This is a genomic window from Shewanella decolorationis, from assembly GCF_004354305.1.
In the GTDB taxonomy this organism is placed as follows: domain Bacteria; phylum Pseudomonadota; class Gammaproteobacteria; order Enterobacterales; family Shewanellaceae; genus Shewanella; species Shewanella decolorationis.
Map to the genome: position 1 here is coordinate 4,316,662 of NZ_CP037898.1, position 22,581 is coordinate 4,339,242.

A 22,581-nucleotide genomic window follows, 5' to 3' on the forward strand; every position below is an offset into this window, starting at 1 on the left:
ATGGCGATCACAAAAGAGCAATGGCAACAGCTTGAAACGGAAATGGCGGGATTAATGGTAAATATTAGTTTCAGTTATCAAGGACATGAATTAACTATCAGGCGTTGTCGCGACGGTGAATCTAAAACCGTTTTAGCCGTTTTTATTGATAGTTCTATTGATGAGCAATGGTTTACACAGGTTGAAAATTTAACTGAAGATGCGCCCAAAATTTTACCAGAGGTTTGGTGCCATAGAACCATATCGCGATACAAGCCAAAGGATATTGCAGAGATAGAGAAGATCCTCGGCAAGCGTAAAGCGAAAAAAGAATATCCCAACTTACATGACAAATTGGTTTGGCTTTCACCTTATTACTCTAAAGCTTCGGTGCTCTGCCGCCAGTTTAAAAAGTTAAAAGGTTTGGAAGTGACTAAAGCTGATTGCTTAGCCCTGACGATGAATCTGAGTTAACCGTAAGCGAAACCCGCCTCAGTGATGGGGCGCGGTCTATCCAGCGTAGTGGCTGGGTACTGATGAGCAGCTAATAAAAAGAGTAAAGATGAATGACCCCCTACGCGAAACGCTTACTCAAATATGCCATTGCAAATTGTTCATTACGGCTCGTTCGTAAAGGCAAAACTGAAGAAGAGTTGGAGGCAGAAAAAGAACAATGGGCGATCAATTTTCTTAACGGGGCATTAGGTCTTAGTTGGCCGCAGCGTAAAGGCCAGCCCAAAGCTGTTCGCGTAATCGTAACGACAACCGATGAGGATGACGAATAATGCTCGACACTAATCAACAAACCCCTGCGCCAGTCGCTCAACGTAAGAAGCGTCTAATTACCTTAATCAATGTGGCCAAGGGATCATTGCAGCTCGATGAGGCTATCTACCGCGCCATGTTAAAAGATGCCACAGGCAAAGACTCGCTGCGTGCCATGACCTTACCCGAGCTAGAGCAGGCGCTCGAAGTGTTTAAACAAAAGGGCTTTAAACCCACGTTAAACATCCATAAAAAGCGCCGTTTAAGCCCAGCAGCTGGCAGCAGTAAAGTGGCCTCAATCGATAAAATTCGCGCTATTTGGATCACCATGGGCCACCACTTAGTGATCCAGGATAACAGTGAGTCGGCGCTCGATGCCTATGTGCGCCGTATGACGCTTCGCAGTCAAAACAAGGGCGTAGATGCAACCGCCTGGTTAACTGAGGATCAAGCCTACAAGGTATTAGAAAGCCTTAAAAACTGGCATAAGCGAGTGTTAATCGAGCGCATTATTGCCCGTGGTGAACGCTTAAAAATGAATGAGCGCGGCACCCGCCCAGCCAGCTACGATGAAATCGTCGCCCAATATGAAGGCCATGGCCGCAGCGCACTACCCACGGATCTTGAGGTCAGTAAATGAAATACGGTGATGAGTTAGTACTCGAAATACTAAAAAAAGAGTTTCGTCGCCAGTGTTCGGCAACTGAAAAAGCTAAAGCGGCTTGCCAAGAAATAATTAGTGCCCCCTCTGAATTAATCAAGTTACGTCAACAAGCGAACGTTGTTTTAAGTAAGGGAAACTTCACGCAGAAAGGGCTTGAGCAGCTGGAGGAGTTAGCAAAACGTGAAAAAAATCTTGTGAATATTATGAAAAAAGATCTCGTTAAATTGATGGATAAGGAATCCGAGACAGAGAATTTACGGGATGAACTAGCAAGAGAAATCAGTAAGTTGGAATTTAGGATTGGGATGCGTAATGGAGGTTCTCATTCATGAAGTTGTGCCGTTGCCCTGTGTGCCACACCACTATTCATCTTGATGCCATGGTAAATGACGAGGCCGCGCGCGAGCTGCTGGGGATTCTTGCCCCCATTGATGGCGCAACAGGCCGCGTATTGATGAACTATATCGCCCTGTTTCGTCCAGCCAAAAGCGATCTGAGCTTTAGCCGTGCCTTGGTATTAGTTAACGACACCTTAGCACTCACCACTAATCGTGACTGGTTACGAGCTGCGCTAGAAGAAACCGTAACCAAGCTGCGCGCCGCAAGGATTGAGGGGCAGCACCGCCAGCTGACAAACCATAACTATCTAAAAAAAGTACTCGAAAGCATTAGCCTACACGCAATAGCACCCGTCGCTGTGCATGTCGCTAATGCCAAGCCAAGCATTGAGATCACCAGCTATGGCCGCCCAGAAAGCCTTGCTGAAACTAAGGCGAAATTTGACGAGCAAATGGCAAGATTTAAAGCAAATGCTAAAAAGTCCAAGCCCATGGATCGCGGAGGTAACGATGAAGCCTAACTTCGATAACCAACAGGATAACCAGCTCGATTTGCTCGCGACCAATGCCGCCGAACTGGAACAAGCATTGGCTGCCTTAAGTGAGCTTAAAGACGATGAACGTAGCGACTTTATTCACCGTTGGCCCTCTACGTTGCAAAGCCTGAGCGCATTAATGCAAGTGACATTAAAAAAGCATGGGGTAAGTAATGCTGATCGTATCAGTGAGGATTTAGCCACAGGCTTAAGTCTCTATTTTGGCGGCCGTGATATGTATATCCCCAATGGCGAAAGCCTTAAAAAAGCGCTACGGGATATCAAGATTTGGAACGAATTTAAGGGTAATAATTTGGAACAATTAAGCCGCGACTATGGTTTAACAGAGCGTAGGATCAGCGAGATTGTGGCCGAACAGCGTGCCGCCTATGTGGCTAGAAAGCAAAGACGGTTGTTTTAATCTTATGACTTAACGTGTTAAGTTGTGCGGGTTTAGTAAGTGTATTTTAAGGGAGTTTGAAATGATATTTAAAAACATAAAGTTAGCACTTGCTGTATTAGTTGTGATAGGACTTACCGCATGTGCAAGTTCAAGAATGACCACAGGGGTTAATTTTGATGAAAAACAAATTACTCATATTAAAAAAGGTGAAACCACTACTGAGCAATTAGTGTCACTATTGGGCCAGCCATTCAATAAAAGTATTATTGATGCCAATAGTGAAAAATGGGTTTATCTCTATACAGATGTTACTTCAAAAGCCCAAAGCTACGTATTTGCAATGAAGGTAAATACAACAGGGGTTAAGAAACAGTTAGAGGTTTTAGTGGAAAAAGATACCGTCACAAATTACACCTACACTGAGGCTCCATTGGGTGATCAACTCAATGTTAATAACTAGCTAGACAATCCCGAAACCTTTCCAATCCGCTCCAAACCCTTAAGCCGAGACAATGAACCCATGTTCACTGTCTCGGTTTTTTTATGGCCTTTGTTACCCACAACAACTATCGCAGCGGCGTTAACAGCATGCCGATTGCGAACGCGCGACCTAAGCGCATCTCAAATCGAGTCTATCGGCAGTGCGCTTTAGACGGCTTTAATGCACGTATCAAAGCCGAGCTAGCAGGTAATGTGCCTGCCGTTCCTCCCCTTTATAGCCACAGCGCCACCCGCCAGAGTTATTACTCCCAGGGCTGGCATAGCGTCACCTATCTGCACGTATTGAAAGCAAAGGAAAAAGCCCGCGAAGAACGCAAAGCACAAGCTATAGAGGTGCCGAATGAACAGTAAACTCAAGGCATTTTTAATGGCCGCAGGCTTAAGTTCGGCTGCGATTACTGGCGCACAGCTTACCGATAAATGGGAAGGCAATAGCCTAACGGTTTATGTCGATGCCGTGGGCGTACTTACCGCCTGCCGTGGCCATACAAGTAAAGACTTGAAGCTTGGGCAAACCTTTACCGAGCAGCAATGCATGGAGATTTTTGCCAAGGATATCGCCAAGGAAGATAAGCAACTGCTCAGCCTCACCGCACCTGTAAAGCTCACCCACAGCGAGCACGCCGCTTATTTATCGTTTTTGCATTGGGCGGGATACGGCAACTTTGCCAGCTCAACCCTACGTAAAAAGTTACTTGCAGGGGATCGTGTAGGTGCCTGCATGGAACTAACCCAAGCCTGTTCTACCAACCCACAAACGGGTGAGCGCGTTTGCAATGGTTGGACGTATGGCACCCGCCTAGGTGTCAAAGTGCGCCTAAATGGACTGATTAAACGCCGAGCCGAAGAGCAAGCCATTTGCTTATCCGAACTCACAGCCGGAGGGATAACGCAATGACGCCCGCCCAAATTAGTACCGCCATTCAATGGCTAATCGTGTCGCTTTTTGTGGCAGTGCTTTGCTTAGCTCAATACCAATTAGCGACAACAAGAAACCAACTTACCCAAGCGCTAGCGGATAAATCAACGTTGCAAACCGATGCGGATAACTTGGCGGAAAGCTTGCGTAAATCCAATGCCGATAGGGCCGCATTAGCGGCTGAATCAGAGCAGCTTGCCCTGCAATTACAGCAAGTCTCGCTGCAAAAGGCAGAGCTAATAGGTCGCCATCACGCCCTTAAAAATCAACTCAATCAACTGTTGCAGGACACTACCAATGAAGATGCTAAAGCATGGCGCGATGCTCATGTGCCTAATGATGTTGTGCGCTTGCTCAGCCACGCAGCCGATTGTGCGCAACGTGCCCGTTTACACGACAGCCTATGTGTTGCCGCCCGTAGTACTGATGCGCGAGTGCCAAGTGACCCAAGTGCCACACCCCGTGCTCCAGTGCCTACTGACGCAGCAAATAGTGTGCCTAGCCAATCCCGCAATGGCCGAGCTGATGCTGTCTCTGATCGCTGACTTGGGGCAATGCAACCTTTACTGGCAAGCCATACACGATTGGCGGCAACGGCACCAAGCAGACCAAACAAAATAAGGAACCCCATGGATAAACCTGATTGGGCGAGCACGATGGAAACCCGCGAGCGAGATGCTTGCATTGATGCCGCCCGCCATAAACAACAGCCTCAGGGCAATGGCATTTGCATTGATTGCCATGAGGCGGTGGAGCCAGAACGACGCACAGCCCAGCGCTGTATTAGTTGCCAACAGGATGAAGATAAGCGCCAAAAGCAGCGCTATGGGACGCGTTTATGATCGAATCGTTATTTGAATTTTTCGGCAAGTACTGGGGCTTTATTGGCAGCGTGATTAGCGTGTTCTGCGCCCTGTTAATGGCGTGGTTTAGCACTCGCTTTACCCCACGCATCGAGCACGACAAGGTCGTCCAAGCGGTGGCCGAAATCGACAAGCGCCTAAGCGAAACCGAAATGGTATTGGAGTACATACCGACCCGTCCAGAGTTCCATGATCTCGATAAAAACCTAGCGGGCTTAGTTGAACGGCTTGGCTCAATGGAACAGGGCATTAACCGACTCGAAAAAAAGACCGACATGCTTCTCGAAAACGAACTGAAAGGAGGCCATTAATGGCGATGCAGCAAATTATCAATGAGCACCAACGCCTAGTGGTGCTTCGATTACTGACCGAGGCGGGAGCCTTCGCACTCAATGAGTCCATCTTACAAGATGGCTTGATTGCCTATGGCCTCGATATTAGCCGTGACACGTTAAAGGTGCAGCTCGCGTGGCTGGCCGAGCAAGGGCTGATTAAAACTGAGCAAGTGGGCAAAGTGACCACCGCCACCCTAACAGGTCGCGGCCAAGATGTAGCCACAGGCCGCGCAACAGTGCCAGGCGTTAAGCGTCCACGGGCGGGAGAATAGCCATGGCCGTTAAACCGTTAACCGCTGGCCAAAAGAAAGTGCTTTATCACTTAGCCCTGAGTTTGGTTGCCGCCAACCTAGAAAGAGAAGTGCTCAAGCCCATGTTGGAAAAAGAGGGCAAGCAGTATATCGAAGGTGACTTTCGTAAAAAGTACTTAGCCAAAATGCCCCAATGCGCACAGGCCGAGAGAGCACTGCAAAAGGCCATGGCTCAAGCCAATACCGATATTGCTGATTCATTGAAGCTTTCTAAAGGAGCTGACAATGGCAAATGAAACCCGAGGCCGCCGCTCTAAAGTGGATTTGCTGCCTGCCAATATCCGTAAGCGCCTCGATGCAGGGCTGCGTGATGGCTCGATTCAGCAAATTGATCTGCTTAATGAAATCAATGCCCTGATTAAAGCCGCAGGCTTACCAGAAGAACAGTTGCTTTCCCGCGCGGGTATTAATCGCTATGCCACCAAGATGGAGGCCGTGGGTAAATCCTTAAGGGAAATGCGTGAGATCACCCAAGTGTGGACGGCTGAATTGGGCGATAAACCCACGGGTGAAGTCACTAAGCTGATCCTTGAAATGGCGCGTTCACAGCTATTTAAAGCCCTGTTAAACGAGTCTGAAACGGGCGAAGGTGCCGACGTTGGCATGATTAAAGATGCCATGTTAGCGGTGCAGCGTTTGGAGTCTGCCGCCATGGCTAGCCATAAGCGCGAGAAAGAGATCCGCCAAGCTTTTGCCGCCGAGGCCGCCAATGCCGTGACGGAAGAACTACGCGGTGAAGATGGGATGAGTGAGCAGCTCGAAAGCAAAATCCGCCAAATTCTATTAGGGAAAGCATAATGGCGAAATCAGGCTTGCATCTAACACCTATCACCAGTCCACGCAAAATTGATCTAGCCGAAGAAATGGCGCTGGCGGGTGTCGATGTACCGCAAGAGATTGTTGAGGCGCAGCCCGCCAACGAACCCGTGTTTTTGCCTTATCAGCAACGCTGGTTTGAAGATGAAGCGCAGATCATGATTGCCGAGAAAAGCCGCCGCACCGGCTTAACTTGGGCCGAGGCTGGACGTAACGTTATCAAAGCCGCCAAACCGCGCCGCCGTGGAGGTTGTAATACCTTTTACGTTGGCAGCAAAAAAGAGATGGCGCTGGAATATATCGCCGCCTGTGCGCTGTTTGCCCGTGCGTTTAACCAACTCGCTGAGGCAGATGTTTACGAACAAACCTTTTGGGATAGTGAGAAAAAAGAAGAAATTCTCACCTATATGATCCGCTTCCCCAAGACGGGGCGGAAAATTCAGGCGCTCAGTTCGCGCCCCTCTAACCTACGTGGTTTACAAGGCGATGTGGTTATCGATGAGGCCGCCTTCCACGAGTCTTTAGAAGAACTGCTAAAGGCCGCGCTAGCGTTAACTATGTGGGGCAACAAGGTTAGATTAATCAGTACCCACAATGGCGTGGATAACCTCTTTAATAGCCTGATTAATGATGCCAGAGAGGGCCGCAAAGACTATAGCATTCACCGTATTACCTTAGATGATGCCATTGCTGATGGCTTATATAAGCGTATCTGCTATGTCACAGGCCAAACATGGACTCCCGAAGGTGAAATTGCCTGGCGCGATGGGCTATATAAAAACGCCCCCAATAAAGAAAGCGCCGATGAAGAATATGGCTGTGTGCCGAAAAAGTCTGGTGGTACCTATTTAAGTCGGGTGCTGATTGAAACGGCGATGGTGGCCGATCGTTCTATCCCTATCTACCGTTTTGAAGCGCCTGAAAACTTCATGAGCTGGACGCCAGAAATGCGCGAAGCCGAAGTGCACGATTGGTGCGAGCAGCATTTAAAACCAGAACTGGCCAGACTCAATCCCGATCATAACCACTCATTTGGTGAAGACTTTGCTCGCCGTGGCGACTTAACCGTGTTTGTGCCTTTGGCCATTAAACCCGATTTAAGAAAGCGCGCTCCTTTTGTGGTGGATCTGAGGGACACCACCTACGAGCAGCAAAGACAGGTGATGTTTTACATCTGCGATCGCTTACCAAGGCTTGTGGGTTTGGCGTTTGATGCCACAGGTAACGGCGGCTATTTAGCCGAGCAAGCCGCGCTGAGATACGGCACTGAAATGGTTGACCAAGTGAACCTGTCACAGAGCTGGTATCACGAGTGGATGCCAAAAATGAAGGGGGAGTTTGAGGCATTTAACCTTGAGATCCCCCGTCACCAAAGCGTGCTCGATGACTTACAGCATATCAAGTTAGTTAATGGTATCCCCTCGATCGATAAAGGTCGTAAGGCTGACTTAGAGTCAAACAATAGCAAAGGCAAGCGCCATGGTGACTTTGCCGTTGCCCTGTGTATGGCCGTTAGGGCGTCATATATGGAGGGCGGCGCCATCGAATTTACCGCCTTACCTAAATCCGCTAGCCGCTGGGACGGTAATGGCAATAGCCGCGATTATAACCACCACGCTGATGAAGATAGTGATTATAGCGTGTCGACTAAAGGAGGCTGGTAATGGCCACGCCAGAGCAAATTAAACAACGGCTGGGGCGTGCAAACCCCGCCTTAAATAATCAACAAACCGACCGTGCCCAAGTGGGCTTTATTCGTAAAGAGTGGGCTGAGCACCCTACCAGTGGGCTAACCCCTGCGCGATTAGCAGCGATTATGCAGGATGCGGAATATAACAATCTCACTGCCCAGTTTGATCTGGCCGATGATATTGAAGAAAAAGACGCCCATATCATGGCCGAACTGCAAAAGCGCAAGAATGCGCTGCTGGGTAAGGCATGGCAAATTGTGCCTCCCCCAAACGCTAGCAAGGACGAACAGCGTGATGCGGATATGGTCACCGATGTGATTAACGGCATCCCCGATTTTGAAGATTTGATCCTCGATATGGGCGACGGCATTTTACGCTGTGTCGCTAATAGCCAAATCCATTGGGAGCAAGATGGCAGCATTTGGTATCCAAATAAGTTTGAGTCTATCCCCGCACGGCGGTTTACCGTGGATGATAACAACCGCAATAAAGTCTTACTGCGCCTTGATGGTGGCGGTAAGGAGGAACTTTGGCCACTGGGCTGGGTACAACATACCCATAAAGCCAAGTCGGGCTATGTGGCGCGGGCAGGCCTAGTGCGTGTATTGGCGTGGCCCTTCCTGTTTAAGAACTATTCGGTTAGGGATCTTGCCGAGTTTTTAGAAATCTATGGCCTACCACTACGTCTAGGTAAATACCCTAATGGTGCCAGTAAGGAAGAAAAGGCCACCTTGCTGCAAGCTATTATGAGCATTGGCCATAACGCGGGCGGAATTATCCCCAAGGGGATGGAAATTGAGTTTAAGGATGCAGCCCGTGGTGCGAGCGACCCCTATATGGCCATGCTAGATTGGGCAGAACGCAGCCAATCTAAGGCCATTTTAGGTGGCACACTCACCAGCCAAGCGGATGGTAAGAGTTCAACCAATGCCCTTGGTAATGTGCATAACGAAGTGCGCGAAGAATTGCTGCTCTCAGATTTGCGCCAAATTGCCTCCACCTTAACTCGCGATCTTGTGTGGCCCTTGGTGATGATGAATGGCACCACCTTTGGCCATCCTCGCCGCCGTGCCCGCTTAGTGTTTGATACTCAGCAAGCCGAAGATTTAGTGCAGTTTAGCCAAGCAATACCCTCACTGGTGAACGTAGGTGCAAAAATCCCGAGCGCCTGGGTAAATGAAAAGCTGCGCATTCCTATGCCCAAAGAAGGTGAAGCGGTATTGGGTTCGAGTGGTAACTTGCCTATGGAACAAAACGGACAGGCCACAACTGGTGCAGACTCAATCCAGCAAACCGCACTGAACGGTGCTCAAATTAAGTCACTTAGTGAAATTATCACGCAACTTAATGCTGAACAGATTGATAAAAACAGTGCTAGAGCGCTGATTAAAGCGGGGTTCCCTGCTATTCCTGAATCCTTAATTGATGAAATGCTAGGGGGAATGCCTACCCCTATCGCATCACTTAAGCAAATGCCCAGTAAAACCATGGAGCTGACCCCGCTTACTCAGTCCCTTGCTAATGCCGCAGGGGCACAGCTGGATGCGGAGATCACAGGTATTGCCGCGTTAGTTGAAAAGGCTGAAAGCTGGGATCAAATCGAGCAAGTGCTAATAAATGCCTACAGCAACCAAGGAGCGGCAAAGCTGGCGGCGATTATGCAGCAAGCCATGTCTACTGCTGCGTTGGCTGGTCGCTATGATGTGGAGCTTGGTAACTAATGTCTCCAAAATCAGTGCCGTCAAAATCCGTGCCCTTAAAATCACCGCCCACAGCCCAATACGGCGGCGTACAATTTCAACAGGCTATCGACTTTTTTCGGCAAAAGTTGAATATGCCAACGCAGGCGTGGGATGACTTGTGGGGTGGAATGCACAGCCGTGCTTTTGTGGTGGCAGGGGCACAAAAGGCCGAATTGCTTACCGACTTACGACAATCGGTGGATAAGGCCATAAGCGAGGGCATGAGTTTAAACGAGTTTAAAAAGCAGTTTAAAACCATAGTGGCCAAGCACGGTTGGGATCATACGGGTAATGCCGACTGGCGAGCGCAGATTATTTACGATACCAATATGCGCCAAAGCTACAACGCGGGGCGCTGGGATCAACTGCAACAATTCCCCTACTGGCAATATAAACACGGCCATAGCGCCACCCCAAGGCAAGATCATTTACGTTGGCACGATATGGTGTTGCCAGCGAGTAGCCCGTGGTGGACAACGCATTTCCCACAGAACGGTTGGGGCTGCACTTGCTCGGTACGCGGGATGACTGAGGGCCAACTCAAACGCCAAGGTTTAAGTGTTAGTCAATTGCCCGCCGATGAAAGCTATGAATGGGTAAACCCTAAAACGGGTGAAGTACTTAAGGTGCCTAAAGGGATTGACCCTGGCTTTGATTATTCACCAGGGCAAACCCATTTAGGTCAGCAGCTTACCGACAACGCTATGGCGCAATGGCGTGCGATTAAAAGCGAAGCCTGGGAACCTCTCACCGCTGGGAACTGGCGAACCGCAGGCCGACCTGAGTTATTACCCTTACACCCTAATACTGTGGCCTTGGCCGACAAGGTAAGCACGCAAGCCGAATTACAAGCCTTAGCCACTCAGGTACTCGGTGGGGCTGATACCGTGTGGCAAAGTGGCCCTTACCCTGTGTACGTAAATGCCGCAAGTTTAGCCAAACATATCGATATCGCCCGCGCTCCTTTGCTGCCGCTATTACCCGAAGTGTTAACCCAACCTGATGAAGTATGGGCATCGTTTGAGCGCCACAAAGGCACGGGCAAGATTGAGTTACGTTGGCGGATTATTCGGATGGTTAATGCGGGTAAGTACAAGGGGCAATTAGTCGTAGCGCAAGTGGCTAAGGGCGTGTTGGAAGCATGGACATTTATCCCAGTAAAGCAACTGAACTATATAAATGGACAGCGACAAGGGATGTTGATTTACAGCGCAAAGGAATGATTTAGGATCTTGCATAGTCTCGGCTATGCAGACAGCGGTTTACGGTATTGAGCCGAGCCTCACCTTCACCACTTGAACACTTAAGAGCATAGCACATGGCTGGTACACAGATCACTATTACTGAACAGGGTTTTGATGGTGCGGTTACTGCATTTCAACAGTTGATTGATCGAGGTCAGAATTTACAACCTGCTTTAAATGCAATTGCAGAGTATCTCAGAGGAAGCACCCAAGACCGCATTACCGCAGGAGAATCCCCTGACGGAACCCCATTTGCGGCGCTGAGCGATTATACCCTTAGTGTCAAAAGCCGTAACCAAGACAAGATTTTGATTGAGCGGGGTTACCTGTATAACTTGGTTTACCAAACCACCGAAGACCAAATGCAACTGGGTAGCACTATGGTTTATGCCGCGATGCATCAATTTGGTGGCACTACCGCGCCCAATAGCATGATCCCCAATAAAGCGATCCCAGAGCGTCCTTATTTGGGGGTTAGCGAAACCGATGAGGCCGAGATTATTGCCACCATTGGCGACTATTTAATGACTTAGGGCTTATTTACTGCTTGAGCGCCTAAAACGCGATTTAAGCGACGCAATACACAACTTGGTATAACGGCTTATCTAAAAACCACTTAAACGATTTCAGGAGGATTTAAACGGGTTTTAAACTGGGTTATGCTGCCGACCCATATTGAAACAAGTTAACTATCTATAAGGATATGCATGTGAAAAAGGCTTTACTCATTTTACTTGTTGCTTCGCTTACCGCTTGCGCTTCGCCAACCAGAACCGACACCGAAGAATTTACGGTTATTTCATCCGGCAACATTATGCCTAATAACGTGGCCCACTTTGTTGACTGTTTAACGGATGGTTTTAATAAAGCCCATTGGGGCGGGGTAAACATTGAGGTTCGTCAATCAACCCGCGCTACAGGGTTTAGAGTTGAAACCTATACAGGAACGATGAACTACCTGATTATGAGCGCCGATGTAATGAATGATGGCAAGGTTGCATTGTATGAGAGTAGTGCTGCGGCGCTCATTAATACCACTGGTGAAGTGGAAGCGTTTAAAGGTTGTTTAAGCCAATATCAAATCCAAATTAATTAATCCCGAAACCTTTCCAATCCGATAGTTTTACCGCTCACCACAGAATGGGTACTCACGTTAACTGAGTACCCATTTTTTATGCCTAGATTAAACGAGATTGCCATTGCTGTTGCTGCACTTTCAGTGAAAGCCTCTGCGTCAGAGACTGTGGGCACAGTGGCGTGCTCGCTAGCGCTAGAGCCTGGCGATACCAGTGTGCAGTTGCTCCCAGATGGACTGTTTAAGGCCACGGATGGCCGCCCATTCGATGTACCCACTGGCCAATGGCTAATGAATGATGCCGCTTGGCAATCTATCCAAGCCGCAGCCATGGCTCAAGTGAACGACTTTCACTTTGACTATGAACACCAAACCCTCAACGCTGAGAAAAACGGCCAACCCGCCCCCGCTGCGGGCTGGTTTAAAGGCAGCGCATTGCGTTATGTGCCTGGGGAAGGTTTGTTTGCTAATCCGGTGGAATGGACACCTAAAGCCAGCGCCCACATTGCAGCCAAAGAATACCGCTATATCAGTGCGGTATTTTCCTACAGCAAGACAACAGGCCAAGTGCTAGAGCTGCTGCACGTGGCCCTCACCAATCAACCCGCGCTCGATGGTATGCGTGCCATCGCCGCACTTAAAAGTTCTACACCTTACAACCCCACTAATGGAGACAACACCATGAATGAAGAGCTACTGCGCCTACTCGCAGCGCTCGGGATCAGCGTCGAGGGGGTAAACCTCGAAGATGCTGCCGCCCTAAAAGCGCTGATTGATAAGGCCATTGCCGCCATTAAGGCAAACACCGATTCGGCCACGGCCGCAGCAACAGAAATTGCAGCGCTCAAGGCCAAACCAACTGGTATCGATCCATCTCAGTTTGTGCCTGTTGCGGCCTTTAATGAGTTGCAAGTGCAGGTGGCCGCACTCAGTAAGCAAGCGGGCAGCGATGCTGTGGCCGAGTTGCTGGACAAAGAAAAGGCCAAGATCTACGGCAAATCTGACCGTGAGTGGTTAGAAACCGTGGGTAAAGAAAAAGGCGTGGCAGCCCTTAAAGCCATGCTTAACGATCGCGTGGCCATTGCGGCACTCACCACCACCCAAACCACCACTACGACCACAGACCTTGATAAAGACAAGGGGTTAGCCGCCTTAACAGCGGAAGACAAAGAGGTCGCCGACTTACTTGGCATTAGTCACAAAGACTTTGCCGCTTCTAAACAGGGGTAATTGACCAATGATTATTACACCAGCAACCCTCACCGCCCTGATGACAGGCTTTAATCAGTCATTTGAAAAGGGCAAGAGCCAAGCCGCAAGCCAATACAGCAAAATTGCTACAGTGATCAAATCGACCAGTAAGTCCAATACTTACGGTTGGTTAGGTAAGTGGCCTAAGTTCCGCGAATGGATTGGCGATCGTGTGATTAACGATATGACCGCTAGCTCTTACGCGGTAATTAACAAGCCCTTTGAATCTTCGATTGGTGTTGATCGTGACGATATTGAAGATGATGAAATTGGTGTGTATGCGCCAATGTTTGAGGAAATGGGCCGTTCCTCTGAAGTCTTCCCTGACGAACTGCTGTTCCCGATGCTCGATGCGGGCACCAGTAGCTTGTGTTACGACGGGCAAAACTTCTTTGATACCGACCACCCAGTGTACGCCAATCACGATGGTACAGGCGCTGTGACCAGCGTCAGTAACTACGATAACAACGGTGGTGCACCGCAAACCAAGTGGTACTTACTCGATACCACCCGCGCTTTAAAGCCGCTGATTTATCAAGACCGTAAGGCAATGCAGTTTACTGCCATGACCAAGCTGGATGATGAAGCGGTATTTACCTCTAAACAGTTCCGCTATGGCGTAGATTGCCGTGCTAACGGCGGTTACGGCTTCTGGCAAATGGCCTATTGCTCCACCAAGCCATTAACCGCCGCCAATATTTGGGCCGCAATCCAAGAAATGCGCGGGTTTAAAGCCGATGGCGGCAAGCCATTGGGTATCAAGCCCAATATGCTGGTGGTACGCGGTACTCAGCAACAGGCCGCACTCGAAGCCATGAAGCAAACCATTAATGGCGACACCAACACCTTGGCAGGTCAGCTCGAAGTGTTAGTGGCTGATTATATGTAGGAATAAGGACGCTCTGCGATTAGAGCGTCACGTCATTCCTTCAAGGGCCTAGTGTCTAGGCCCTCGTATTTCTTAGGAGAACCCATGTTATGTCTCAGAAAACGATTGTTGTTACTTGCCGTGCCCATGATGGCTATCGCCGTGCGGGTGTCGGATTTGCTAAAGGCAAAAATGAATTTGAAGCAACGGCATTTACCGATGCTCAGTTACAAGCCATTAACGCTGACCCCCGTTTGGTGCTTAGCATCGAAGAAGCTGCACCTGCAAGCTTACCTAGCGCGGGTGACACCAGCACGGTTGGTGTGGCACAAACGCAAGGGAGTGTGGGCACTGCAAATAGTGCAGATGGTGTAACCACCACTGAGTTAACTGGCACGATTGGCGGCGTCGTAACCCAGGATGGCGAGCAAAAGAGCTTGGCTGATATGACAGTTCCTGAGCTGAAAAAGCTGGCTGAGTCATTAGACGTTGTCGGTTTTAAGAGCATGAACAAACCTGATTTAGTTGCTGCCATTGCGACAGTTCAGGTGCAAGTGCCTGCCGATGCCCAGAATGATGCCACTAGCGATGCGGCCACAGCACTGACCACTGAGCAAGGTGCATAACGATGAGCTACGCCACGCCCTATGCGACCCTAGCCGATATGCAAAACCGCTTTAGCGAGGCTGAGCTTATTGATTTAAGTGATCGTAGTGGCGCTGGTGTGATGGATAGCGCGGTGATTGATGCCGCGCTTAATGATGCGAAAGCCACGATCGATGGCTATTTAGCCGCACGTTATCCATTGCCCCTTGCAACTGTGCCCGATGTATTAAATCGGGTGAGTTGCGACTTAGCCCGTTACTACCTATACGACGAGCGAGCAACGGAGCAAGTCACCAAGCGCCACGATGATGCACTTAAACTGCTAGATAAAATCAGCAATGGCTCAGTGACCTTGGGCTTACCTGTGACAGACACGCCAGAAGGTAGCAATACCTCCGAGGTGCAATCGGCAGGCTCTGTTTGGTCACGCCAGTCAAGCAAGGGGTTTGTATGATCTCTATACCTGATTTGATCATCGCCCGCCTTAAGACTCAGTTCGTTGATGTTGAAGGCTTAATCGCGCTCAGTGACTTGCAGGATAAAAACGTACCACGGCAAAAACTGTTTGTGCTCGATTTACAAGAGCGTGTAGGCCCGTTAGTTGAAGGCATGGGGCTTTATCGCCAAAACATCGCCACAACAATTGGTGTGCTGCTGGTCGTGCCTGCCCGCAATAATGCCCAGCCTGATGTGATTGCAGAGCGAAACCAGATCCGCCAGCTGCTCTATGGCTGGGAACCCCATGAAGATTACACGCCGCTGTACTTAAGCGGTGGCCAGTTACAACCATCGCGCCCAGGCACAGTTGCTTGGCTCGATAAATTTACGACTGAATACACGGAGGACGCCATCGGCGTTTAACACTATGGCACGTAAAACACGTAAAAAAGCATTACTGTTTGCCCTTGAAGCCAGCTATGGCGTGGATGCGATAGCCGCAGGCGTCCCCGTGGCTGTGCTCGGGCGAGATGTCAAAATCGTCCCTATGGCTGGGGACAATACCGAGCTGAAGTATGACGACGGCAAACTCGGCAATAGCCCAGAACTGGCAACCGAGGTCTATGCCACGGTTGAATTTAGCGTGGACTTGGCCGGAAGCGGCACCGCGAACTTAGCCCCAGCATGGGCACCACTGGTGCAAGCCTGCTCACGGGATATTACCCCTGGTGCATCCAGTGTGGTGATGGCCATTAATGAAGACAGCACCGCCTCGCTGACAATGTACATGAACTACCACGGCGTACTGCATGCGCTATTAGGTGCCCGTGGCACCTTTAAAATCTCAGCGAAAGCCAAAGAACTGCCGAGCATTATGTTTACCTTTACGGGGTTATTTGTGCCCGTAACGGCCGCTGCTATGCCCGCCACCAACTTTGCCGCATGGAAAAAACCACAGCCAGTGGGCGTTAAACACAGCGCATTTTCGCTAGCGGGAGCTGCGGCCAAACTGATTAGCTTTGAGTATGACCAAGCCAACACGGTTGCTTATACCGAATATGTGGGCTTTGAAGAAGTGCTGATCACCGACTTTAAACCCAGCGGTAAGATCATTATCGAAGCGGCTAGTCTGGCCGAGTTTGACCCCTTTACCTTAGCCGCCAACAACACCGAAGTGGCGATGGAGTTTAGCCACGGTAGCGCCCTTAACCAAGTGGTTTGGAGCAGCTCACGGATTTCGTTAGGCCGTCCAGAGTATGGCGATCAGGATGGCACACTGACCTATGAAATCCCGTTTAAACCCATTTCAACCATCGATCAATTAACCACTAAATAGCACCAGGAGAACTTATGTTTGTCTTTACCAAAAAGCGGATTGTTAAAGAATGGCCCGCCACCCTCAAGGTATCGGGCGATAAAGGCCAAGTGACTGAGCACGAGATTACTGTCGATCTAGAGCTTATCCCTGAAGATGAATGGATTGCGCTGTTTCGTCAAAGCCCTAAAGCCGCATTTGATCGCGTGCTACTCGGGTGGAATGGCATTAGTGATGCGAATGGTGAACCTATGGAAGCCACCTTGGACAATCGCGCCGCGCTTTATCAATGGCAGCCATTTAGTTTGGCCGTCACCAATGCTTACCTTAGAGCCTCAACGGGCGAAGCCGCAAGAAAAAACTAACCGATGGGTTACGGGCGTTATATGCCCGTAACCCATTAACCGATAAAGAACAGCGCGAACTCGATGATGATTTAAAAGCCCTTGGGATTGAGGCTGACATCGAGGATGACGACCCAGAAGTACTCTTTTGGGATGAGCACCAAAGCGCCCTGGTATGGTGGTGTCAAGTCGCGGAGTTAATGCGCTGGCAAGGCCGCGTGTGTGAAGGGCTTGATATTGTGGCAGTGAAAGCCGATGCCGAGATGGCCGAGCGCCAGTACAGCAAGGATGATTATCTAAAACTGCGCCTTATCGCCACCACAGTAACTCACATTTTTAATGAGCAATTAGATGAATGATTTAAAACTTGCACTGACATTAACCGCCGACGGCCGCCAGCTGGTGACCGTGGTGGGTGGTGCGAAAAAAGAACTCATCGGCTTAACGGGTGAGTTACAGGCCACGGGCACAGCGGGTAAAACGGCTGCGGTAGGATTGGATAAAACGGCCACCTCGGCGGATGATGCACGGCAAAGCTTTGGTGGTTTATATCAATCCGCCCTTGCGCTTGCAGGTGGATTAACCGCCATGGATCTTATTGATCGCGCCGATGAGTGGGGGCAAATGGCGTCACGGATGAAGATGGCCACCACCAGTGCGGCAGAGTATGAATATGCTCAATCGCGCATGGTGGCCAGCGCCAACCAAACCTATCGCAGCCTGACNGAAACCCGTGAAAACTTTACTCGTATGTCGCCGATTTTGCGCGACCTTGGTTATAACCTAAACCAGTCCATTGATATTGTGGACAGCTACAGCGCCTTGCTAGTGACTAACGCCGCCAGCGCGGATAAAGCACAGCAGGCACAGGATGCCCTGTCCCAGTCGATTCAGAAAGGCAAGGTTGAGGCCGATGCCTGGCAATCTATCTTTGGGGTAATGCCGAGTATCCTCAATAACCTTACCGCCGCCACAGGTAAAACTGGCGCGGAGATCCGTTTATTGGGTACCTCGGGTAAGTTGTCGATTACCGACCTGACCAATGCATTGTTGCAATCGCACCAACAAAACCTTAAAGCCGTAGAAGATATGCCTACAGCGGTGCGAGATGCGCTGACGGCCCTGAATAATGTCTATAGCGATTGGATTGGTAAAAGCAACGAAACCTATGGTGTTACAGCCCACCTTGCGAGCGGTATTGTGAGCTTAAGTGAAAACTTTGGCACCTTATTAGATGTAGTTGGGACAGGGGCGGCCGTTGCTTTAGGGCGCGGAACAGCCGCACTAGGCACCCATACTTATAGTTTGATTGCCAATGAGGTGGCAAGCGCAAAAAATCGCGCCATGACGTTGGCCGCGGCTAAGGCAGAAGAAACTCGCCCTTAGCACTGAGAGCGTCGTCTATCTCAGCAGGTCAAGCCGTTGTTGCGGAGGCAAGGCTTACCGCAGCCCGTCAAGCAGTGACTGCTGCAACTACTTCAGCGACCTTAGCTGCCAGAACATACAACGCGACGATGGCATTATTTGGTGGTCCCGTTGGTATCGCCGCGATGGCGGGATTAGGGCTTCTTTATTGGGCTAGCGGCGCACGCGATGCAATTAACTCAACCAATGAGCTGAGCGACTCAATGGAAACATTGGTCGGGAAGTATCAGCAATTATCAGAGCTTGAGCGTCAATCCAAAGTGCGTGTACTTGGTACTGAAATGAAGTCATTGCGGGATGAGCTGATTGCAACCTCCGCAGAGATCGATAGGCTCAATCGAGAACCAGCATTTGATGCATGGGGAGGAATGACGGGAAATTATGACCAAATAGAACGGCTAAAAGCTCGGGCAGAAGAATTAAATAAACAGCTAGATCTTGCCAGTAAAAAGCAGCAAGCCTTATTTACTGTAGGTATGCCCGAGATCAATGCATCACCTGGTCCAATTATTGACCCCAATCTCACTAAGACAGCGGCTGAAATGCTGATCAATTTGCAAAAGCAGTTAACGCTTTATGGTCAAACCTCGGAAGCAGCTAAGCTGCGTTATGAACTGGAAATGGGGGCGCTTAAAGGGCTTGATCCACTAATGGCCGACAAGCTTTCAAAAGTTGCAGCTGATTTGGATGCAGCCAAGGCTTCAGAAGAACAAACCAAGAAAAATAAAGACGCTGAGAAGCAGCGCGAAGATCAACTTAAAACCTTACTAGGCGCGATTGACCCCGTTACCGCTGCGGCCAAGGAATATGCAAAGCACGAAGCCTTATTAAAATATCATTTTGAATTGACTAACATGCCAATTGCCGAACGTACTCGCTTGCTGGCCCAACTTAAGAACCAGTATGAAGCGGCTACGCCATATAGTCAGTTACAAAATCAACTTAATCCTAAATATGCCGAGCAACAGACACATAGCAATAACCTAGATGTGCTCAATACCGAGTTGAACAATACCCCTGAATCAGAGGTGGCCAAGCGTGCACAGATTAATGCCCTGATAGAAGCCGAACAGCGGCGACATGCTGAGGCCATGATGAGTATTAATGGCGGGATGACATCACAGTTTGATGCTATGTGGTCAGAAACTTTTGATCGATTTGCCGCAGGAATGGGCACGGCTACTGCCGATGCTTTATTTGAATCAAAGGATTTTAGTGAAGGATTACAGCAGCTCACTAAAGGAGCCATTAAGCAAGTCGTAGCGGGCCTAGTAGAGATTGGCGTAAAAAAGGTTGCGATGGCTGCTTTAGATAAAGGGCTTATGGCAACGTCTGCCGCAACAGCTAAAACGACAGCCTCAACAACAGGGACATCGATAGCAACATCAATGGCACCTGCCGCAGCGACATCCGCAATGGCATCATGGGGTAGTAGTGCAGTTGTTGGTATGGCTGCCATGACGGCTGCATTGGCATTATTGCCAAGCATCATCGGCAAGTTTCATGGCGGAGGTACGATCCCACGTGAAGGCACCTATTTACTTGATGGTGGAGAAACCATATACACCCGCAAACAGCAACAAACCTTGATGAATGCTATGCAGGCGACAGCGAATGGAGGTGGTAATGGCCGAAGTGTGATGGTACAACAAAGTAACACTATAGTTGTGCAAAACGAGGCTCAAGCCAATTCGTTGCAAGAAGTGTTACCCATGTTAGTGAGAATGACCAAAGCCGCCGTGGTTGATGATATTAATATGCGTGGAGATACGTGGACTTCTATTCGTGGGTAAATTGGTCATTTAGATCAAGGGGGGATGATTATCGCGTTATCCCTTCCTTTTTATAGCCTTCCATCATTGATATTAGTTTCAAATTGAGAGTTTTGATTGGCTATATGTGGAACAGTCAGAAATTGAATTATCGTGAAAAATCGCCGCAATTATCGCGCTACAGATCACGGTAGCAACTAATCCGGTTAAGGTCGATATCAGCGATAAGGACATAAAGTTGAGGAAAGAACTGCCTTGTGACAAAGGCAAGTATTGGCTGAACATTTGGCCAAGTGCGTTTCCTAGCCCTGATTGATTGACTAAGGCGCCTAGTCCGAGTGCAGCGGCAACAAAGATAACCGTTGAGAAATCAACCGATTGATTAAAACGCTTCGGCTCAATAATGCCCCATTTGGGCAGCAAGAGGATAATGGCAGTCGTTAGTCCTACCCAAGCCGGATTAATCCCATGCCATGAGTCTGTTACCCAAAATAACAGGGTGATGATGAGTAACACGCTGAGTTTAACCTGCTTGGCCACATCATACGCTTCGATATCCGTCGCTGCTTTAATCTGGCTTTTATCAATCTTGGCCGGAAACAAATACACCACGAGCGCTACTATGATGGCTGATTTGAGTAGACCTAAAATCGGAAAGTGCATAAACAGATATTCAGCATAGCCAAAATGAACGTTAAACAGATTTTCACTCGCACCGGACAAAATCATGTTGGGAATATTAGCTGGCAGCACCGCAAAGCTTGGCATATTACAGGCCAGTGCTAGGGCGGTTGCTATGCCTATCCGGCCATTACTGCCACGGCTAAACCCGATCTGCTCGGCCAAAGCCATGCCGATGGGGAGCATCACTACCGCGCGTCCAACCGAGGATGGCATTACAAATCCCAGTAACATCGCGCTGATGACGAGTCCCGCTACCAAGCGCGGATAACTCATGGTTAACACTGGAGCGATAAGGGCGGCAAGGCGGCGACTCAGTCCCGACTCTGAAATGGCGCTACCAATCACAAAGCCAGAAATAATTAACCACACCGCCGCCGAACTAAATCCCGAAAACAACGCACTGGGGTCGATCAGTTTAAAGATAGTCGCTAGGGCAAAAAAGATCAGTCCCGCCATAAAGGGCGGAATAAAGCCTGTGCTCCAAAATAGCAAAGTAATCAGAACGACCGATGCGCTATAGGAAAAATCTGCAGGGTGTTGCTGTAGTGGAAACATGGCCAACAAGCCTGCGACGAGCATGGCGCTAAAGACTAGCCATTTTTTAATACTTAACTTACCCATAGGGGATCACCTTTATATTGCAGGTATTGATATTGCGACCTAAGATAGCCCAGTTGATATGGCGTTTTAAGGTGGTAATATGCCAGATGTTATTTCTAAAGCGGCAATGTTGGCGCCAAGCCAATTTGCGTTCACGTTAGACGCTAATCGTCCCGTCTTGAGTAATGCGCGCAATCTCGAGGCCGAAATGGGCGTCGAACCCCATTCTCACCCTCGGGGGCAGTTACTTTGGGCGGCAAAAGGGATTTTACGGGTACAGAGCGACAATGCGGTTTGGGTGGTACCTTCGACCCATGCTGTATGGATCCCAAGTGATTGTCGTCATCAAATTAACTGTGAAACCCATGCCCATCTTCGCAACTTGTATATCGACCCCAGTTATCGCGTTAGAGAGCAGGATACGCAGATAGTGATGGTCACCATGACACCGCTAATGCGTGAAATGGTGCTGAAACTATGCCAAGACACCTTGATGGCGTCTGCTAAGTATTTTCGCTTGGGCTTAAGTGCCATAGACGAATTAGATGCACTCGACAGTGTGAATACCTACTTGAATGCGGGCTCGGATCCGCGTCTTGGCCGAGTGATCCAACTGTTGATCAACAAACCGCAGGCGGAGTGTAGCTTGGCCGAATTAGCCCAAAGCGCAGGGGCGAGTATTCGAACCATAGAACGACTCTTTAAAGCCGAAACCGGGCAGACCTATAGACAATGGCGCCAAAGATATCGATTACTCAACTCCCTTGAGCGGTTAACCCAAGGAGAGAGCACGACGGGTGTGGCCCATAGTCTGGGGTATTTAAGTGTCAGTAGCTTTAGCGCAGCATTTAAAGTCTTATTTGGTTGCACGCCTCAGGAATACGCCCAGAAAAGCGTGCAAGCCACGCGGTAGTAAATCAAATAGCTACAAAGAAAGCCGCTTTGGATTGCTGAAAGCTAGTTCTTTAAGATAGTTCCTTTAGATTGCTCTTAAGGTTAGATCGTAGAGATAGACCTTAGAAATAATCCCTTAAGAGCGTTCTTAAACAGAATCCCTTAGCGCTAACCAGCAGCTAAGGGATGCATTTAGATTTTA

The 22,581-nt window shown here is 49.2% G+C and carries 32 protein-coding genes and 1 other RNA gene; 32 read left to right on the plus strand and 1 reads right to left on the minus strand.

Features of this window, described 5'->3' with window-relative positions; genetic code table 11:
- The 31 genes from EYR25_RS19265 (at nt 1) to EYR25_RS21450 (ending at nt 20,222) form a co-directional block, all read left to right on the plus strand.
- Entirely contained in the window at nt 1–453 is a 453-nt protein-coding gene (locus EYR25_RS19265) for a hypothetical protein (RefSeq protein ID WP_133182286.1), read from the plus strand.
- A gap of 4 nt (nt 454–457) precedes the next feature.
- Nucleotides 458–529, plus strand: an RNA gene (locus tag EYR25_RS19270) — hammerhead ribozyme type II.
- 16 nt (nt 530–545) lie between these two features.
- Nucleotides 546–764 (plus strand): hypothetical protein, encoded by a 219-nt coding sequence (locus EYR25_RS19275; RefSeq protein ID WP_133182288.1) that lies wholly within the window; start codon nt 546–548, stop codon nt 762–764.
- Entirely contained in the window at nt 764–1,384 is a 621-nt protein-coding gene (locus EYR25_RS19280; protein ID WP_133182291.1) for a gp16 family protein, read from the plus strand. Before EYR25_RS19275 ends, EYR25_RS19280 begins: the two co-directional genes overlap by 1 nt.
- Entirely contained in the window at nt 1,381–1,740 is a 360-nt protein-coding gene (locus EYR25_RS19285) for a hypothetical protein (RefSeq protein WP_133182293.1), read from the plus strand. The genes EYR25_RS19280 and EYR25_RS19285 overlap by 4 nt, the downstream gene beginning before the upstream one ends.
- Nucleotides 1,737–2,267, plus strand: a complete 531-nt coding sequence (locus tag EYR25_RS19290) for a hypothetical protein (RefSeq protein WP_133182295.1) — start codon at nt 1,737–1,739, stop codon at nt 2,265–2,267. Before EYR25_RS19285 ends, EYR25_RS19290 begins: the two co-directional genes overlap by 4 nt.
- Nucleotides 2,257–2,703, plus strand: coding sequence for a Mor transcription activator family protein (locus EYR25_RS19295; RefSeq protein WP_133182297.1), 447 nt, complete (start codon nt 2,257–2,259; stop codon nt 2,701–2,703). The genes EYR25_RS19290 and EYR25_RS19295 overlap by 11 nt, the downstream gene beginning before the upstream one ends.
- A gap of 61 nt (nt 2,704–2,764) precedes the next feature.
- Nucleotides 2,765–3,145, plus strand: a complete 381-nt coding sequence (bamE, locus tag EYR25_RS19300; RefSeq protein ID WP_133182299.1) for an outer membrane protein assembly factor BamE domain-containing protein — start codon at nt 2,765–2,767, stop codon at nt 3,143–3,145.
- An 83-nt stretch (nt 3,146–3,228) separates the two neighbouring features.
- A complete protein-coding gene (locus EYR25_RS19305) occupies nt 3,229–3,537 on the plus strand; it encodes a hypothetical protein (protein WP_165953527.1) in 309 nt (102 codons plus the stop codon).
- Nucleotides 3,527–4,084, plus strand: a complete 558-nt coding sequence (locus EYR25_RS19310; protein ID WP_133182301.1) for a lysozyme — start codon at nt 3,527–3,529, stop codon at nt 4,082–4,084. Before EYR25_RS19305 ends, EYR25_RS19310 begins: the two co-directional genes overlap by 11 nt.
- Nucleotides 4,081–4,650, plus strand: a complete 570-nt coding sequence (locus EYR25_RS19315; protein WP_133182303.1) for a hypothetical protein — start codon at nt 4,081–4,083, stop codon at nt 4,648–4,650. The genes EYR25_RS19310 and EYR25_RS19315 overlap by 4 nt, the downstream gene beginning before the upstream one ends.
- Before the next feature lie 84 nt (nt 4,651–4,734).
- Nucleotides 4,735–4,947 (plus strand): TraR/DksA C4-type zinc finger protein, encoded by a 213-nt coding sequence (locus EYR25_RS19320; RefSeq protein WP_133182305.1) that lies wholly within the window; start codon nt 4,735–4,737, stop codon nt 4,945–4,947.
- Nucleotides 4,944–5,279: a DUF2730 domain-containing protein gene (locus EYR25_RS19325; RefSeq protein WP_133182307.1), complete on the plus strand. Its 336-nt coding sequence runs from the start codon at nt 4,944–4,946 to the stop codon at nt 5,277–5,279. The genes EYR25_RS19320 and EYR25_RS19325 overlap by 4 nt, the downstream gene beginning before the upstream one ends.
- Complete coding sequence (locus tag EYR25_RS19330) at nt 5,279–5,575, plus strand: VpaChn25_0724 family phage protein (RefSeq protein WP_133182309.1); 297 nt, start codon at nt 5,279–5,281, stop codon at nt 5,573–5,575. The genes EYR25_RS19325 and EYR25_RS19330 overlap by 1 nt, the downstream gene beginning before the upstream one ends.
- Before the next feature lie 2 nt (nt 5,576–5,577).
- Nucleotides 5,578–5,850, plus strand: coding sequence for a hypothetical protein (locus EYR25_RS19335; protein WP_133182311.1), 273 nt, complete (start codon nt 5,578–5,580; stop codon nt 5,848–5,850).
- A complete protein-coding gene (locus tag EYR25_RS19340) occupies nt 5,840–6,412 on the plus strand; it encodes a DUF3486 family protein (protein WP_133182313.1) in 573 nt (190 codons plus the stop codon). Before EYR25_RS19335 ends, EYR25_RS19340 begins: the two co-directional genes overlap by 11 nt.
- Complete coding sequence (locus EYR25_RS19345) at nt 6,412–8,094, plus strand: hypothetical protein (protein WP_133182315.1); 1,683 nt, start codon at nt 6,412–6,414, stop codon at nt 8,092–8,094. The genes EYR25_RS19340 and EYR25_RS19345 overlap by 1 nt, the downstream gene beginning before the upstream one ends.
- Nucleotides 8,094–9,842: a DUF935 domain-containing protein gene (locus EYR25_RS19350; protein ID WP_133182317.1), complete on the plus strand. Its 1,749-nt coding sequence runs from the start codon at nt 8,094–8,096 to the stop codon at nt 9,840–9,842. Before EYR25_RS19345 ends, EYR25_RS19350 begins: the two co-directional genes overlap by 1 nt.
- On the plus strand, nt 9,842–11,086 hold the full coding sequence (locus EYR25_RS19355) for a PBECR2 nuclease fold domain-containing protein (RefSeq protein ID WP_133182320.1): 1,245 nt from the start codon (nt 9,842–9,844) through the stop codon (nt 11,084–11,086). The genes EYR25_RS19350 and EYR25_RS19355 overlap by 1 nt, the downstream gene beginning before the upstream one ends.
- Nucleotides 11,087–11,181: 95 nt before the next feature.
- Complete coding sequence (locus tag EYR25_RS19360) at nt 11,182–11,640, plus strand: phage virion morphogenesis protein (protein WP_133182322.1); 459 nt, start codon at nt 11,182–11,184, stop codon at nt 11,638–11,640.
- A gap of 176 nt (nt 11,641–11,816) precedes the next feature.
- Nucleotides 11,817–12,203 carry a hypothetical protein gene (locus EYR25_RS19365; RefSeq protein WP_133182324.1) on the plus strand — a complete coding sequence of 129 codons (387 nt, stop codon included), beginning with the start codon at nt 11,817–11,819 and terminating at the stop codon, nt 12,201–12,203.
- Between the two features lie 78 nt (nt 12,204–12,281).
- Complete coding sequence (locus tag EYR25_RS19370; protein WP_133182327.1) at nt 12,282–13,412, plus strand: phage protease; 1,131 nt, start codon at nt 12,282–12,284, stop codon at nt 13,410–13,412.
- 7 nt (nt 13,413–13,419) lie between these two features.
- Nucleotides 13,420–14,322, plus strand: coding sequence for a Mu-like prophage major head subunit gpT family protein (locus tag EYR25_RS19375; RefSeq protein WP_133182329.1), 903 nt, complete (start codon nt 13,420–13,422; stop codon nt 14,320–14,322).
- A gap of 89 nt (nt 14,323–14,411) precedes the next feature.
- Nucleotides 14,412–14,927, plus strand: a complete 516-nt coding sequence (locus EYR25_RS19380) for an HI1506-related protein (RefSeq protein ID WP_133182331.1) — start codon at nt 14,412–14,414, stop codon at nt 14,925–14,927.
- Between the two features lie 2 nt (nt 14,928–14,929).
- Complete coding sequence (locus tag EYR25_RS19385) at nt 14,930–15,361, plus strand: gp436 family protein (protein ID WP_133182333.1); 432 nt, start codon at nt 14,930–14,932, stop codon at nt 15,359–15,361.
- Entirely contained in the window at nt 15,358–15,768 is a 411-nt protein-coding gene (locus tag EYR25_RS19390; protein ID WP_133182335.1) for a phage tail terminator protein, read from the plus strand. The genes EYR25_RS19385 and EYR25_RS19390 overlap by 4 nt, the downstream gene beginning before the upstream one ends.
- Nucleotides 15,769–15,772: 4 nt before the next feature.
- On the plus strand, nt 15,773–16,681 hold the full coding sequence (locus tag EYR25_RS19395) for a phage tail tube protein (RefSeq protein ID WP_133182337.1): 909 nt from the start codon (nt 15,773–15,775) through the stop codon (nt 16,679–16,681).
- Nucleotides 16,682–16,695: 14 nt separating this feature from the next.
- Nucleotides 16,696–17,025, plus strand: coding sequence for a hypothetical protein (locus EYR25_RS19400; RefSeq protein WP_133182339.1), 330 nt, complete (start codon nt 16,696–16,698; stop codon nt 17,023–17,025).
- Between the two features lie 179 nt (nt 17,026–17,204).
- Nucleotides 17,205–17,363, plus strand: a complete 159-nt coding sequence (locus EYR25_RS21235; protein ID WP_165953528.1) for a hypothetical protein — start codon at nt 17,205–17,207, stop codon at nt 17,361–17,363.
- Nucleotides 17,364–17,646: 283 nt separating this feature from the next.
- Nucleotides 17,647–18,390 (plus strand): tape measure protein, encoded by a 744-nt coding sequence (locus tag EYR25_RS21445; protein ID WP_425057232.1) that lies wholly within the window; start codon nt 17,647–17,649, stop codon nt 18,388–18,390.
- A gap of 128 nt (nt 18,391–18,518) precedes the next feature.
- Nucleotides 18,519–20,222, plus strand: coding sequence for a coiled-coil domain-containing protein (locus tag EYR25_RS21450; RefSeq protein ID WP_243729918.1), 1,704 nt, complete (start codon nt 18,519–18,521; stop codon nt 20,220–20,222).
- 78 nt (nt 20,223–20,300) lie between these two features.
- Here EYR25_RS21450 and EYR25_RS19410 read toward each other — a convergent pair whose 3' ends face one another.
- The gene (locus EYR25_RS19410) at nt 20,301–21,506 is read right to left on the minus strand and encodes an SLC13 family permease (RefSeq protein ID WP_243729919.1); all 1,206 of its coding nucleotides are present in this window, start codon (nt 21,504–21,506) and stop codon (nt 20,301–20,303) included.
- Between the two features lie 79 nt (nt 21,507–21,585).
- On the opposite strand from EYR25_RS19410, the gene EYR25_RS19415 reads away from it, so the two are divergent.
- The gene (locus EYR25_RS19415; protein WP_133182341.1) at nt 21,586–22,398 is read left to right on the plus strand and encodes an AraC family transcriptional regulator; all 813 of its coding nucleotides are present in this window, start codon (nt 21,586–21,588) and stop codon (nt 22,396–22,398) included.
- Nucleotides 22,399–22,581 lie beyond the last annotated feature (183 nt).